The 13,003-nt window shown below is 72.3% G+C and carries 16 protein-coding genes and 1 pseudogene; 14 read left to right on the top strand and 3 right to left on the bottom strand.

What is annotated here, in order from left to right; all coding sequences use genetic code 11:
• Positions 1–7: 7 nt before the first annotated feature.
• Positions 8–904 (bottom strand): DUF3152 domain-containing protein, encoded by an 897-nt coding sequence (locus NNW99_RS06980; RefSeq protein ID WP_215117826.1) that lies wholly within the window; start codon positions 902–904, stop codon positions 8–10.
• Positions 905–1,043: 139 nt separating this feature from the next.
• On the opposite strand from NNW99_RS06980, the gene NNW99_RS06975 reads away from it, so the two are divergent.
• The 4 genes from NNW99_RS06975 to mgt all read left to right on the top strand — a co-directional run bounded on the left by NNW99_RS06975 (position 1,044) and on the right by mgt (position 5,125).
• Entirely contained in the window at positions 1,044–1,739 is a 696-nt protein-coding gene (locus NNW99_RS06975) for a response regulator transcription factor (protein ID WP_215117825.1), read from the top strand.
• 80 nt (positions 1,740–1,819) lie between these two features.
• On the top strand, positions 1,820–3,244 hold the full coding sequence (locus NNW99_RS06970) for a cell wall metabolism sensor histidine kinase WalK (protein ID WP_215124187.1): 1,425 nt from the start codon (positions 1,820–1,822) through the stop codon (positions 3,242–3,244).
• The gene (locus NNW99_RS06965; RefSeq protein ID WP_215117824.1) at positions 3,241–3,867 is read left to right on the top strand and encodes a hypothetical protein; all 627 of its coding nucleotides are present in this window, start codon (positions 3,241–3,243) and stop codon (positions 3,865–3,867) included. Before NNW99_RS06970 ends, NNW99_RS06965 begins: the two co-directional genes overlap by 4 nt.
• A gap of 58 nt (positions 3,868–3,925) precedes the next feature.
• Positions 3,926–5,125 (top strand): macrolide-inactivating glycosyltransferase, encoded by a 1,200-nt coding sequence (gene mgt / locus NNW99_RS06960; protein ID WP_215117823.1) that lies wholly within the window; start codon positions 3,926–3,928, stop codon positions 5,123–5,125.
• 107 nt (positions 5,126–5,232) lie between these two features.
• On the opposite strand, the gene NNW99_RS06955 is transcribed toward mgt, so the two are convergent.
• Positions 5,233–7,485, bottom strand: a complete 2,253-nt coding sequence (locus NNW99_RS06955) for an MMPL family transporter (protein ID WP_215117822.1) — start codon at positions 7,483–7,485, stop codon at positions 5,233–5,235.
• A gap of 316 nt (positions 7,486–7,801) precedes the next feature.
• Here NNW99_RS06955 and NNW99_RS06950 point away from each other — a divergent pair, with 316 nt between their 5' ends.
• The 10 genes and pseudogenes from NNW99_RS06950 to NNW99_RS06905 form a co-directional block, all read left to right on the top strand.
• Positions 7,802–8,350 carry a DUF1697 domain-containing protein gene (locus NNW99_RS06950; RefSeq protein WP_215117821.1) on the top strand — a complete coding sequence of 183 codons (549 nt, stop codon included), beginning with the start codon at positions 7,802–7,804 and terminating at the stop codon, positions 8,348–8,350.
• Positions 8,343–8,717, top strand: a complete 375-nt coding sequence (locus NNW99_RS06945) for a DUF4440 domain-containing protein (protein ID WP_215117820.1) — start codon at positions 8,343–8,345, stop codon at positions 8,715–8,717. Before NNW99_RS06950 ends, NNW99_RS06945 begins: the two co-directional genes overlap by 8 nt.
• Positions 8,718–8,802: 85 nt before the next feature.
• Positions 8,803–9,099 (top strand): gas vesicle protein, encoded by a 297-nt coding sequence (locus NNW99_RS06940; RefSeq protein ID WP_215117819.1) that lies wholly within the window; start codon positions 8,803–8,805, stop codon positions 9,097–9,099.
• 135 nt (positions 9,100–9,234) lie between these two features.
• On the top strand, positions 9,235–9,618 hold the full coding sequence (gene gvpJ / locus NNW99_RS06935) for a gas vesicle protein GvpJ (protein WP_221298611.1): 384 nt from the start codon (positions 9,235–9,237) through the stop codon (positions 9,616–9,618).
• Positions 9,615–10,334 carry a GvpL/GvpF family gas vesicle protein gene (locus NNW99_RS06930; protein WP_215117818.1) on the top strand — a complete coding sequence of 240 codons (720 nt, stop codon included), beginning with the start codon at positions 9,615–9,617 and terminating at the stop codon, positions 10,332–10,334. Before gvpJ ends, NNW99_RS06930 begins: the two co-directional genes overlap by 4 nt.
• A 3-nt stretch (positions 10,335–10,337) precedes the next feature.
• The gene (locus tag NNW99_RS06925; protein WP_215117817.1) at positions 10,338–10,589 is read left to right on the top strand and encodes a gas vesicle protein GvpG; all 252 of its coding nucleotides are present in this window, start codon (positions 10,338–10,340) and stop codon (positions 10,587–10,589) included.
• On the top strand, positions 10,586–10,948 hold the full coding sequence (locus tag NNW99_RS06920) for a gas vesicle protein (protein ID WP_215117816.1): 363 nt from the start codon (positions 10,586–10,588) through the stop codon (positions 10,946–10,948). Before NNW99_RS06925 ends, NNW99_RS06920 begins: the two co-directional genes overlap by 4 nt.
• The gene (locus NNW99_RS06915) at positions 10,945–11,772 is read left to right on the top strand and encodes a GvpL/GvpF family gas vesicle protein (protein ID WP_215117815.1); all 828 of its coding nucleotides are present in this window, start codon (positions 10,945–10,947) and stop codon (positions 11,770–11,772) included. The genes NNW99_RS06920 and NNW99_RS06915 overlap by 4 nt, the downstream gene beginning before the upstream one ends.
• The gene (locus tag NNW99_RS06910; RefSeq protein WP_215117814.1) at positions 11,769–11,984 is read left to right on the top strand and encodes a gas vesicle protein; all 216 of its coding nucleotides are present in this window, start codon (positions 11,769–11,771) and stop codon (positions 11,982–11,984) included. The genes NNW99_RS06915 and NNW99_RS06910 overlap by 4 nt, the downstream gene beginning before the upstream one ends.
• Positions 11,972–12,244 (top strand): annotated as a pseudogene (locus tag NNW99_RS06905) (gas vesicle protein K); the annotation flags it as partial. The gene NNW99_RS06910 and the pseudogene NNW99_RS06905, both read left to right, overlap by 13 nt.
• A gap of 13 nt (positions 12,245–12,257) precedes the next feature.
• On the opposite strand, the gene NNW99_RS06900 reads toward NNW99_RS06905, so the two are convergent.
• Positions 12,258–12,998, bottom strand: coding sequence for a sirohydrochlorin chelatase (locus NNW99_RS06900; protein ID WP_215117812.1), 741 nt, complete (start codon positions 12,996–12,998; stop codon positions 12,258–12,260).
• Positions 12,999–13,003: the final 5 nt, after the last annotated feature.

Raw genomic sequence — 13,003 nt, 5'->3', positions numbered from 1 at the left:
GCTCCGTTCATGGCACGGCGGGTCCCGTGAGGTAGCGGCCCTGCTCGTCGTAGGGCCAGACATTGGGCGCGCAGCCGCGCATGCCCTTGATCTGCTGCATCATCGCGGGGGCCGGCTTGCCGGGGCCGGGGCAGCCGACATGGCCGTGGCCGAGGAAGTGACCGACCTCGTGGTTGACGATGAGGGCCCGGTAGGCCTTGACGTCCTTGGCGTAGACGGGAGTCGCCAGGAGCCAGCGCTTGAGGTTGACCATGACGTTCTTGGCGACGTTGCAGTTGACCTCGCCGCCGGTGTCCAGGCCGTACTGCCCGCAGATCTTGTCCACGGTCCCGGCGGTGGCGACCTTCACGACGAAGTCGGTGGGCCCGCTCGACACCCTCCGGAAGGCGGAGCGGCCGTCCGCCGTCCAGCCGCGCCGGTCGGCCAGGACGTTCTCCACCTGCCGGGCGACGTCCGGGGCGGACAGGTCGATGCCGTCCTCGACGTCGACCCGGTAGCGCAGGGCCGTGCCCTTCCCCGTCTTGGGGCCCGAGCCGGGGGCGACGGTGAAGGTGCCGGGGCCGGTGGCGGGGATCTTCGGCCGTGCGGTGGGAGAGGGAGGCAGGGTGGGGGAGGGCGAGCCGGTCGGGGAGGACGGGTCCGACGGGGTGAGGGGCCTGGCCGGGGCGGTGGTGGACGGGGAGTCGGGCGCGGGCTCGGTCGCCGGTCCGGAGCCGGCCTCGGCCGCCGTACCTCCGCGCTTCGCCGACGTCCATTCCACCGAGGCGAGTCCGGCCACCCCGAGCAGCGCCAGCGCGGACAGGCCCGCTAACAGCGGGCCCTTGTGGCCGCGGCGGCTCGTGGAGTGTGTGGGTCCGCGGCCCCTGCGGCGGCTGCGGGACGGAGGTGTGGAGTGCGCGGTCATGGTCGTTCAGATTGCGAGGGTCATGTGATCGAACATAGCGCGAATGATAACGGAAAGATTACGAAGATAGGTCGGAAGGCTTGTGTGATCATCCGGTAACAGGAGCCCAACCGTGCGCGGGCCTGCGGATACTGAGCCCATGCCACGAGTTCTGCTGATCGAAGACGACCGCGCCGTCCGTGAAGGAGTCGCCCTCGCCCTGCGCCGCCAGGGGCACGACGTCGCCGCCGTCGAGACGGGGGAGGAGGGACTGGAGCGGCTGCGGTCCTTCCGGCCGGACGTCGTGGTGCTCGACCTGATGCTGCCCGGCATGCCGGGACTGGACGTGTGCCGCGCGATGCGCGCCCTGGACCAGACGCTGCCGATCCTCATGGCGACCGCGCGCGGGGACGACGTGGACATCGTCGTAGGGCTGGAGGCCGGAGCCGACGACTACGTCGTCAAGCCCGTGCGGGCCCGGGTCCTCGAGGCGCGTATCCGGGCCGTCCTGCGCCGGGCGACGGCCGTGGCGGCGGCCGACGGCGGCATACCGAAGATCGACACCTACGGCGAGCTGGCCATCGACCGCGCCGGGCACGCCGTCACCTGGCGGGGCGACCCGGTCCCGCTCGCCCCGTCCGAACTGCGGCTGCTGCTGACGCTGTCCGCCGCACCCGGCCAGGTGTTCAGCCGGCAGCAACTCCTGGAAGCGGTCTGGGAACACAGCTACCACGGCGACGCGCGCCTGGTGGACGCCTGCGTCCGACGGCTGCGGGCCAAGATGGGCGAGCCCTCGCGGGAGCCGCGCTACATCCAGACCGTGCGCGGCTTCGGCTACCGGTTCGTGTCCCCGTGAGAAGCCTCCCCGCGAGAAGCGCCTCGGCCCCTCGCCTGCGCGGGCTGTTCCCGCGTCCGCGCGGGCTGCGCACGCGTCTGGTGGTGGCGTTCGCGCTCGTCGCCGCGCTCACCGCGGCGACCACCGGCGCCCTGAGCTTCCGGGAGGCGCGCACGGGTGTGCTCCAGCAGAGCCAGGACACCGTGATCAAGCAGCTGCGTACCCAGGTCGACCGGCTCGCCCCGCAGCTCTCCTTTCCCCCGGCCGAGGCCGAACTGCGGCGCTTCGCCGGTGACGTGGCCCGCGCCGAGCCGTCCGGAAGCTGGCGGGTGCTGGTCGGCTACGAGGACCTGAGCGCCACGTCCCGCCCCGGCGACCCCTTCGAGGAGCTGACGCCCGATCTGCGCGAGGCCGTGGACTCCAGCCCGGCCACCGTCTTCCAGCGGGTGAATACCGGCGACCACACCTCGCTCGTCGTCGGCATGTCGGTCACCTTCTCCGGTGACGAGAACCGCGGGATCGCCTCCGGGCTCCAGGTCTTCCTCACAGTGCCGCAGGCAACCGAACAGCGCTATGTGGACGCCCTGGTCACCGCCGTGGAACGGGCCACCGTGCCCGCGCTGGGCGTCGCCGTGCTGCTTGCGCTGCTCGCCGCGCGCGGGGTGCTGCGGCCCGTGCGCGCACTGCGGCACGCCACCCGCAGCATCGCCGAAGGGCGGCTCGACACCCGGCTCGCGGTCAACGGCTCCGACGAACTCGCCGATCTGTCCCACACGTTCAACGAGACGGCGGCAGCCCTGGAGGAATCGGTGGCCGAACTGCGCGGCATGGAGGCCCGGGCCCGCCGGTTCGCCGCGGACGTCTCGCACGAACTGCGCACCCCGCTGGCCGCCATGGCGGCCGTCACCGACGTCCTCGACGAGGACGCCGCCCGTCTCGACCCGGACACCGCCACCGCCGTCCGGCTGATCAGCGAGGAGACCGTGAAACTGGCCCGTCTCGTGGACGACCTGATGGAGATCTCCCGTTTCGACGCGGGCGCCGCGGTGCTGCACCTCGACGAGATCGACCTCGCCGAGTCGCTGCGCCGCACCCTCGCCGACCGCGCCTGGGCGGACCTGGTGGACGCCGACCTGCCGCCGCCGGACGCCGTACGCGGCCGGGTCGACCCGCGCCGGCTGGACGTCGTGGTGGCGAACCTGGTCGGCAACGCGCTCCGGCACGGCGCCCGGCCGGTCCGGCTGCGCCTGCGCGCGGACGGCGAGCGGTCGGCGGTCATCGAGGTGCTGGACAGCGGCCCCGGCATCCCCGAGGACGTCCTTCCGCACGTCTTCGAGCGGTTCTACAAGTCGGACACCGCCCGTACCCGGACCGAGGGCAGCGGTCTGGGTCTCGCCATCACCGCGGAGAACGTCCGGGTGCACGGCGGCAGCGTCCGGGCGGGCAACCGTCCGGAGGGCGGCGCGGTGTTCACCGTCGAACTCCCGCTGCGGCGGGACGAATCGGCCCACGGGGAGCACCGGTGAGGGCGGCCCGGCGCCGAGCCGCGCTGCTGGCCGTCCCCGCGCTGTGCGGGCTCGCCTCCTGCGGTATCCCGGCCACCGGAGTGGTGGAGGCGGGCGGTCCCGCCGGCGGGGTCGTGCCGACGCTACGGGTCTACTTCGTGGCGGACGGCAGGCTCTCGCCCGTCCCCCGCAGGGTCGTCGCCCCGATCGGCGCGGCCTCGGCCGTGGAGGTACTGCTGCAGGGGCCCACGGCGGAGGAGCAGGCCTCTGGGCTGAAGTCGTTGCTGCCCCTGACCGGGGCCGACCGGCCGACGGCCACCCCGGCCGACCCTGCCCCGCCTCCGGCGGCGGAGGCGACGCGGACACCGACCGCGGAGGCATCGCTGGCGCCTGCCACGGAGGCCCCGCAGGCGGCCGAGGCCACGGACTTCGCGAAGGTCACCACCCGGGGCGACCGCGTGTCCGTCGAACTGTCCCTGCCCTCCACCGGCGCACTGCCCGATCTCGCGCTGACCCAGCTCATCTGTACCGCGGGCGCCGCCGCCGAGATCTCGACCCCCGGGGGCGACCCGGTGACGGTCACGGTCGAGGGCCGGGACGGCCGCCGCGTCGAAGGCACGGCGGCGCGCTGCCCCACCACCTGATCGGCGCCGGTGGCTCAAACAGTTGCACGAGACGTCTCGTCTCGCGTACGGTCGGCGCATGACCAGTCGCGCGCACATCGCCATGTTCTCCATCGCCGCCCACGGCCACGTGAACCCGAGCCTGGAGGTGATCCGCGAGCTCGTGGCGCGCGGCCACCGGGTGACCTACGCGATCCCGCCGGTCTTCGCGGAGAAGATCGCGGAGACCGGTGCCGAGGTGAAGTCCTGGAACTCCACGCTGCCCTCGCCCGACGACGACCCCGAGGCGTGGGGGAGCACGCTCCTGGACAATGTGGAGCCGTTCCTCGACGACGCGATCCAGGCCCTCCCGCAGCTGATCGAGGCCTACGAGGGTGACGAGCCGGACCTCGTGCTGCACGACATCGCCTCCTACCCGGCCCGCGTCCTCGCCCACCGCTGGGGCGTGCCCGCGATCTCCCTGTCACCGGCCATGGTCGCCTGGGAGGGGTACGAGAAGGAGGTCGCCGAGCCCATGTGGGAGGAGCCGAGGAAGACCGAGCGCGGGCGCGCCTACTACGCCCGGTTCCAGGCCTGGCTGGAGGAGAACGGGATCACCCGGCACCCCGACCCGTTCGCGGGCCGCCCCGCTCGCTCGATCGTCCTGATCCCCAAGGCGCTCCAGCCGAACGCGGACCGTGTCGACGAGACCGTGTACTCCTTCGTCGGGGCCTGCCAGGGCGAGCGTCCCGCCGAGGGCGGCTGGCAGCGGCCGGCCGGTGCCGAGAAGGTCGTCCTCGTCTCCCTCGGGTCCGCGTTCACCAAGCAGCCCGGCTTCTACCGGGAATGCGTCAAGGCGTTCGGCGATCTGCCCGGCTGGCATCTGGTGCTGTCGATCGGCAAGCACGTCGACCCGGCCGACCTCGGGGACGTCCCCGCGAATGTCGAGGTGCGCTCCTGGGTGCCGCAGTTGGCGATCCTGAAGCAGGCCGACCTGTTCGTGACGCACGCCGGCGCGGGCGGCAGTCAGGAGGGCCTCGCCACCGCCACGCCGATGATCGCCGTACCGCAGGCCGTGGACCAGTTCGGCAACGCGGAGATGCTCCGGAACCTCGGCGTCGCCCGGTACCTCGCCACGGAGGAGGCGACCGGCGAGGCCCTGCGCGAAGCGGCCCTCGCCCTCGTCGACGACCCCGAGGTCGCCCGTCGCCTGAAGACCCAGGCGGAGCTGCTCAAGGAGGGCGGCACCCACCGCGCGGCCGACCTCATCGAGGCCGAACTGCCGGTCAGTCAGGGCTAGTCGGGGCGTTCCTCCGCCCCTCGGTGGGCGCCGCTGAAAGGGCCCGTTGGCTGCCGGAGCAACCAACGGGCCCTTTCAGTGGCGGGGATCAGCCCCCGCTGCGGGCATCAGACCCTGACGGGCTCGCCCTCGTCGTCCCGCGCCCCCTGCCCGGCCACGACCGCCTGGGGTGCCTCGTCGTGCGTGAGGTCCGGCAGCCGGTGCAGCCACTTCGGCAGATACCAGTTGCGCTCCCCGAGCAGTGCCATGACCGCCGGCAGCAGCACACCCCGGATGATCGTCGCGTCGATGAGCACCGCCGCCGCGAGGCCGACGCCCATCTGCTTCATGGACTGCATGGACAGCGTCCCGAAGATCGCGAACACGGCGACCATGATGACCGCGGCACTGGTGACGACCCCGGCCGTGGTGACCACGCCGTGCCGGATCGCGTCCTTCGTCTCCAGACCCCGCAGCCGCGCCTCCCGTATCCGGGACACCACGAACACGTGGTAGTCCATCGACAGGCCGAACAGGATCACGAACAGGAACAGCGGCAGCCAGGTGATGATCGCGCCGACGCCCTCCGCGCCCACCAGGGACGCGCCCCAGCCGTGCTGGAAGACCGCGACGAGGATGCCGTAGGCCGCGCCCACCGACAGCAGGTTCAGCACGATCGAGGTGAGCGCGATCGTCAGCGAGCGGAACGACAGCAGCATCAGCGCGAAGGCGAAGACCACCACGAACGCGAAGACCGGGACGACGGCTCCGGCGAGCTGGTCGTTGAAGTCCTTCGACCCCGCGATCTGTCCGGTGATCGGCGCCTCGACCCCGTCGACCCTGCCGAGCGTGGCCGGACGCACCTCGTCGCGCAGCGTGTCCAGGCTCGCGCCCGCCTTGTCCTGGTCGGAGCCGCCGACCAGCGGGACGTAGACGAACGCGACGTTCTGCGTGTCGTGCAGCTTGATCTCCACCGGGCCGCGCGAGGCGCCCGAACTGATCGCCCGGTCACGGAAGTCGGCGAGCGCCGACTTCACCTCCGGCGCGTTGATGTCGTCCGCCTTGACGACCACCTCGGCCGGCTCCGAGCCGCCCGGGAAGGCCTCGTTGAGCCGGTTGTACGTCTGCACGATCGGCAGCGAGTCGCCGAACTCCTGGTCCAGCGTGAACTGCTGCGTCTTCATGCCGAGCGCGGGAGCCGTGATGGCGAGCAGCGCACCGGCCGCCACCGCCGCGGCGATCACGGGCCGGGCGAGGACGCGCCGCAGCACGGCCGTCCAGAACCGGCTGTCCTGGCTGCCGCCCCGCTTGCGCCGGCGCAGGAACGGAATACGGCCCTTCTCCACGCGCCCGCCCAGCAGCGACAGCAGCGCGGGCAGCACCGTCACGGACCCCACCATGGCCACGGCCACCACCATCAGCGAGGCCAGACCCATCGCCTCGAACTCGGCGAGCCCGGTGAACAGCATGCCCGCCATGGCCACGCAGACCGTGACACCGGAGACGACGATCGCGCGGCCACTGGTCGCGGCGGCGATCCTCAGGGCCGTCTGCGCGTCATGGCCGGCCTCGCGCTCCTCACGCTCCCGGCGCAGATAGAACAGGCAGTAGTCGACGCCGACCGCCATGCCGACCAGCAGCATCACGGAGTTGGCGGTGTCGCTCATCGGCTGGAGATGGCTGACGAGGCCCATCAGGCCCATCGTCGCCATGATCGCGGTGACCGCCAGCGCCACCGGCAGCAGCGCCGCCACCAGCGCCCCGAAGGCGATCAGCAGAATGCCGAGGGCCACCGGCACCGCGGAGTACTCGGCCTTCTTGAAGTCGTCCCCGAAGGCGTCGTCGAACGTCTTCATCATGCTGGCGCCGCCGATCTCCTCGATCCGCAGCGACGCGTGGTCCTTCTGGACGCCCTCGACGGCCTTCAGCACCGGCTCGACCCGCTCGCCCGCGGTGTCCGCCGCGCCGCGCATGTCGAACTGCACGAGCGCGCTGCGCCCGTCCTTCGAGATCGTCTTCGTGTCGTACGGCGAGGTCACGTCGGTGACCTCGCCGGTCCCCTCGACGGCCGAGACCACGGCGGTCACGGCGCTCCTGAACTCGGCGTCCGTGGCCTTGAGACCACCGCCCCTGGCCTGGATCAGGACGCTCTCACCGGCCGGTTCGTCGATCCCGGCGTCCTCGATGATCCGCGCGGCGGTGTGGGTCTCCCCCTTGAGCTGGTCGCTGTCCTTGACGTCGACCCGGCCGGCCGCCGAACCGAGCCCCACCGCCAGGACGACGAACAGCACCCAGATGCCGACGGCGGCCCATCGGTGCCGGGCGCTCCAGCCGCCGGCCCGGGCCGCAAAGCCCCGCACCCGCGCTTCTCCGTTCCCCATGACGGGCTCGCCCCCTCGTACAGCGGTGGCGGCCCCCTGCCGCCCCCTGTCGATTCGAAGGTATGGGCCGGATAAAGCCAGCACCTCGTGCTGCCCGGTGAAGTGGCGGGGCCGGAACTCATCCCCATGGACCCGGCCTTCTCCCCACTGGGGAGGACCGCCAGGGACCGTGGCCCCTTACACATACTGTGTGGATCCTGAGCAGATGGTTGTGCCCCTCGGTGACCGATGAGTAATTTACGGGGCCGGGCAGCCGCCCGCCGACGGCCGTCGTGCCCGCCCCCACGGGGCACGACGGCCGTCCTAAGGTGTGCGGATGACGACGACGTACGCGGCACTGCTGCGCGGCATCAACGTGGGCGGCAGCCGGAAGGTCCCGATGGCGGACCTGCGCACACTCCTGGAGAACCTCGGTCACGAGGGCGTGCGCACGTATCTGCAGAGCGGCCAGGCGGTGTTCACCTCCGGTCACGGCGACGAGCGGTCGCTGGCGGCCGGGATCGCACAGGCCGTCGAGCGGCACTTCGGCTTCGGCGTCGACGTGATCGTGCGCGACCACGCCTATCTCAAGGCGATCGCCGACGCGTGCCCCTTCCCGGCCGCCGAGCTGGAGGCCAAGCAGCTCCACGTCACCTACTTCTCCGAACCCGTGGACCCCGCCCGCCTCGCGGAGATCGACCAGGCCGCCTACCTCCCCGAGGAGTTCCGCCTGGGCGACCGCGCCCTGTACCTGTACGCCCCGAACGGCCTCGGCCGCTCCAAACTGGCCGAACATCTGTCGAAGCCGCGCATCAACAAGGGCCTGATCGCCACGACCCGCAACTGGAACACCGTGGTGAAGCTGGTGGAGATGACCGGTGCCTGAACACGACCCGGCCGTCGAGTCCGCCATCGACCGCGAACTGGCCCTGCTCACCCCGGAGGTCCGCCGCTCGCCCGAGCGGGTCGGGGCGCTGCTGCACCCGGACTTCCACGAGTTCGGCGCCTCCGGGCGCCACTGGGACCGGGCCGCCGTCATCGCCTCCCTGGCCGGGACCACCGACCTCGAAGCCCCGCCGATCGCCACCTACCGTATGCGCGGCGTCCAGCTGGCCCCCCACCTCGTCCACCTCACCTTCGACACCGAGTACGACGGCAGACGCGCGCACCGCAACTCGCTGTGGCGGCGGACGGACGCCGGGTGGCTGCTCTACTTCCACCAGGCGACGCCGTACGGCGACCCGCAGGAGTGACCCTCCGCCGGATCCCCGCCCCACCGGCACCGCACGTTTGGCCGAATCGCCCCCACGCGGCCCGGGGCCTTGGCACCGTAGGGCCATGACGAGCACCGATGATCAGACGACTCCCTCCGGTCGTACGACCGCCGTCCAGGCCATGCGCGGCGCGGCGAGCCAGCTCGCCGAACTGCTCGGCAAGACGCCCGACTCCGTCACCGCCGTGCGCCCGACCCCGGACGGCTGGACCGCGGACGTGGAGGTCGCGGAGCTGGAGCGGGTCCCCGACACCATGACCATCATGGCCACCTACCGGGTCACCCTCGACCCGCAAGGCCAGCTGCTCGGCTATGAGCGGGTGCGCCGCTATGCCCGGGGCCAGCTCGACCGGCGCCGCTAGCGCCGGCCCGACGGCTCCCAACTCCCTCTCGCTGCAAGTCTTTTGGTGTTCACGTGAACACGCCCGCCACCACCCCCGTAACTAGGGGCGGCACGGATACGGACTCTCGCGAGAGGAATCGCCCACGTGACCGTCATGACGCAGTCCGGCGGGATGCAACCCGCTGCCACTTCCAGCGGTTCGGGTTCGGCCGGACTCTTCGACATCCTCGAACTGATCCTGGACCGCGGGCTCGTCATCGACGTGTTCGTCCGGGTCTCCCTGGTCGGCATCGAGATCCTGAAGATCGACATACGGATCGTGATCGCCAGCGTCGACACCTACCTCCGCTTCGCCGAGGCCTGCAACCGCCTCGACCTGGAGGCCGGCCGCAAGGCCCCGGACAAGCTCACCGACATCGTCGGCAACCTCGTCGAGAGCGGCGCCCGGGGCAAGACCAGCGGCGCGATCGGCGGGGCCATCGACGCCATCGGGGACATCTTCGACCGCGACGACAAGGACCGGGAGGAGGAGCGGTGAGCGGCGTCTACGTCTACGCCGTCACCCGCTCCGACCACCCCCTGCGGCTCGACGGCCTGCGCACCGTCGGCGGGACCGAGGAGCCCCCGCGGGTGCTCGTGCACGGGCCGCTCGCCGCCGTGGTCAGCGCCGCACCCCCCGGCCTGCGTCCCAAACGCCGTGACCTCGCCGCCCACCAGGAACTCCAGGAACGCCTGATGGCCGACGGATCGGTCCTGCCCATGCGGTTCGGCCTGCTCGCCCCCGACGACACCGCCGTCACCACCGCCCTGGAGCACAAGGGCGAGGAGTACACCCGACGGCTCGGCGAACTGCACGGCACCGCCGAGTTCAACCTCAAGGCCGCCCGCTCCCAGGACGACCTGCTGCGCGAGGTGCTCGAGGAGTCCGAGGAGGCCCGCCGGCTCAACCGGCACACCCGCGAGGGCAGCGGAGCCTACGAGGACCGCCTCGCCCTCGGCGAACTCGTGGCCCGGCAGGTCGAAGCCCGGCAGCGGCACCAGGCCGAGGAGATCGTCGGGCGGCTGTCCGCACTGGCCCGGGCCAGCGTCGTGGCCGACCCCTCCCAGGACGACTTCCTCAATGTCTCCTTCCTCGTCGAACGCGCCCGCGCCGACGAGTTCACCGCGGCCGGGCAGGGCCTGGCCCACGACTACGGCGACGCCTACGACTTCCGGCTGCGCGGCCCGCTGCCTCCCTACAGCTTCGCCGCCTGACCCATGGGCCTGATCACCGGCATCCTCACCCTCCCGCTCGCGCCCCTGCGCACCACCCTCTGGGCCGCCGAGCAGCTCCAGGCCGCCGCCGAGGCGCAGTACTACGACCCCGCCCCCGTCCGCCAGGCCCTCGTCGGCCTGGAACGCGCCCTGCTGGAGGGACGGATCGACGAGACCGAGTACGACCGCCGCGAGGACGAACTGCTCGACCGGCTCGACGAGATCAACGCCCGAGGACAAGGCCCCCGACCATGAGCCACCCGGCAGCAGGCCCACTCACCGGACCGTCCCGCTTTCCCTCCCCCTACGACCAGGGGCCCGGCGCCCAGACCGCCAACCTCGCCGACATCCTCGAACGCGTCCTCGACAAGGGCGTGGTCATCGCCGGGGACATCCGGATCAACCTGCTCGACATCGAACTGCTCACCATCAAGCTGCGCCTGCTCGTCGCCTCCGTCGACAAGGCCAAGGAGATGGGCATCGACTGGTGGGAACACGATCCCTCCCTCTCCTCCCGGGCCGCCCGCCCCGAGCGGTCCCTCGCCGACGAGAACGAACGACTGCGTGCCGAGATCGCCGCACTCAAGGCGGCCGAGAGGAGCCCGGAGCCATGACCGACCCGAACCTCGTCTACATCTACGCCGTCCTGCGCCCCACCCCCGAGGCCACCGCCGCGGTGACGCAGCTGCGCGGGGTCGCCGGAGAGCCGGTCCACCTGGTCGCCCCGGCGGCCGGCACCCACCGGCTCGCCTTCGCCGTCGGCCACGTCCCGGCCGCCGACTACGCCGAGGCGCCCCTCGCGGCCCACCTCGACGACCTGGACTGGCTGGAGTCCACCGTCCGCTCCCACCACGCCGTGGTCGCCGCCCTGGTCGGCTGCGGCGCCGCCGTACTGCCCCTGCGCCTGGCCACCGTCTACCTCGACGAGGCCAGCGCCCGGCAGGCCCTCGACACCCGCCGCGACTACTTCCTGTCCCTGCTGGAGCGCCTCACCGGCCATGTGGAACTCGGCGTCAAGCTCTACGCCACGCCCGACATCACCCCGCCCGAGGCGGACACCGACGCCGCGCGGGAACAGCCCACCGGCCTCGGAGCCGGCCGCGCCTATCTGTCGATCCGCCGCCGCAGACAACGCCGCAACGATGAGGCCTGGCGCACGGTCGCCCAGGCCGCCGCACACCTCACCGAGACGGCCCGCGCCCTCGCCGTCGACCGTGTGGCACACAGCCCGCAACGCGGCAGCCTCGCGGGCCCCGGCCCGGGCACCAACGTCGGCAACGACGCCTACCTCGTCCGCGCCGACCGCGTCGACGCCTTCCGCACCGGCATACTCGCGGCCGCCGAGGGCGTCCCCGGCCTCCGCGTGGAGGTGACCGGCCCCTGGGCGCCCTACTCCTTCGCCCTCCAGCCGGAACCGCAGTCGGAGACCGCCGCGTGAGCGTCGCCCCCTGCACCGAACGCCCCGTCGCCCTCATCGATCTCCTCGACCGGCTCCTCCAGGGCGGTGTCGTCCTCACCGGCGACCTCGTCCTGTCCATCGCGGACGTCGACCTGGTCCGCATCGACCTGCGCGCGGTCATCGCCCCCGTGGCCGCGTCGGCACTCTCCCAGATCAGCGAGGCACCATGCCCCCGGCCACCCGCCGTCTGACCGCCGACCCCGACACCGTCGAACGCGACCTGGTCAAACTCGTCCTGACGGTCGTCGAACTCCTCCGCCAGCTCATGGAACGCCAAGCCCTCCACCGCGTCGACGTAGGAGACCTCACCGAGGAACAGGAGGAACGCGTCGGCCTGACCCTGATGCTCCTCGACGACCGCATGCGGGAACTCTGCGCGCGCTACGACCTCACCCCGGAGGACCTCAACCTGGACCTGGGCCCGCTGGGCACCCTGCTGCCACCCTGGTGACGGCTTCCTGCCGTCAGGCGCTCACGGCGGTCAGCATGGGCGCCCGCGCCGCCTCGTACCGCTCCAGCACCACCCGCGCCACCTCCGGCGCCGGGCCGAGCACGTCGGCCAGGACGTCCGCCTCCGCCGCGCCCCGGGCGATGCGGTCCGGGAGGCGGCCGGGGGCGAGGACGTAGGGGGCGACGGCCACCCTGGAGCAGCCGAGTTCGCGGAGTTCACGGACCGCGTCCTCGGTACGCGGGAGAGATGCGGAGGCGAACGCAGGCCGCACGGCGCACCAGCCGGTGTGCCGCCACTCCCGCGCGATTTCTGCGATCACTGCGATCGCCTCCGGGTCGGTGGACCCCGCCGAGGCCAGGACGACCCCGGTCGAGGACTTGTCGGCGGGCGTGAGGCCCGCCTCGTACAGGCGCCGTTCCAGCGCCGCCGACAGCAGCGGGGACGGGCCCAGGACCTCCGCCTGGTGGACGCGGAGCTGCGGGGGAGCGTCCGCGAGGACCGCCGGGATGTCCGCCTTGGCGTGGAACGCCCGGGTCAGCAGGAGGGGCAGGGCCACGACGTCACGGACGCCCTGGACCGCCAGGGACTCCAGGACCCCCTGCACCGAGGGGACGTTGAAGTCCAGGAAGCCTGTCTCCACCCGTACGTCGGGACGCAGGGCGCGGACCCGCCGCATCAGGGCGTGCACGGTCGCGGCGTGCCGCGGGTCGCGGCTGCCGTGGGCGATGACGAGGAGGACAGGCTTGTTGTTCATGGGAC

This window comes from Streptomyces sp. CRCS-T-1 (assembly GCF_024442335.1).
Lineage (GTDB): Bacteria > Actinomycetota > Actinomycetes > Streptomycetales > Streptomycetaceae > Streptomyces > Streptomyces koelreuteriae.
This window is presented reverse-complemented; position numbering and strand designations above follow the sequence as displayed.

Bases quoted from the DNA above. Each gene is read 5' to 3' on its own strand.
- NNW99_RS06950 (WP_215117821.1), top strand. From the start codon at position 7,802: ATGACGACGACGTACGCGGCACTGCTGCGCGGCATCAACGTGGGCGGC.
- NNW99_RS06920 (WP_215117816.1), top strand. From the start codon at position 10,586: ATGAGCCACCCGGCAGCAGGCCCACTCACCGGACCGTCCCGCTTTCCC.
- NNW99_RS06975 (WP_215117825.1), top strand. From the start codon at position 1,044: ATGCCACGAGTTCTGCTGATCGAAGACGACCGCGCCGTCCGTGAAGGA.
- NNW99_RS06900 (WP_215117812.1), bottom strand. From the start codon at position 12,998: ATGAACAACAAGCCTGTCCTCCTCGTCATCGCCCACGGCAGCCGCGAC.
- NNW99_RS06980 (WP_215117826.1), bottom strand. From the start codon at position 904: ATGACCGCGCACTCCACACCTCCGTCCCGCAGCCGCCGCAGGGGCCGC.
- NNW99_RS06915 (WP_215117815.1), top strand. From the start codon at position 10,945: ATGACCGACCCGAACCTCGTCTACATCTACGCCGTCCTGCGCCCCACC.
- NNW99_RS06940 (WP_215117819.1), top strand. From the start codon at position 8,803: ATGACGAGCACCGATGATCAGACGACTCCCTCCGGTCGTACGACCGCC.
- NNW99_RS06955 (WP_215117822.1), bottom strand. From the start codon at position 7,485: ATGGGGAACGGAGAAGCGCGGGTGCGGGGCTTTGCGGCCCGGGCCGGC.
- gvpJ (WP_221298611.1), top strand. From the start codon at position 9,235: ATGACGCAGTCCGGCGGGATGCAACCCGCTGCCACTTCCAGCGGTTCG.
- NNW99_RS06925 (WP_215117817.1), top strand. From the start codon at position 10,338: ATGGGCCTGATCACCGGCATCCTCACCCTCCCGCTCGCGCCCCTGCGC.
- mgt (WP_215117823.1), top strand. From the start codon at position 3,926: ATGACCAGTCGCGCGCACATCGCCATGTTCTCCATCGCCGCCCACGGC.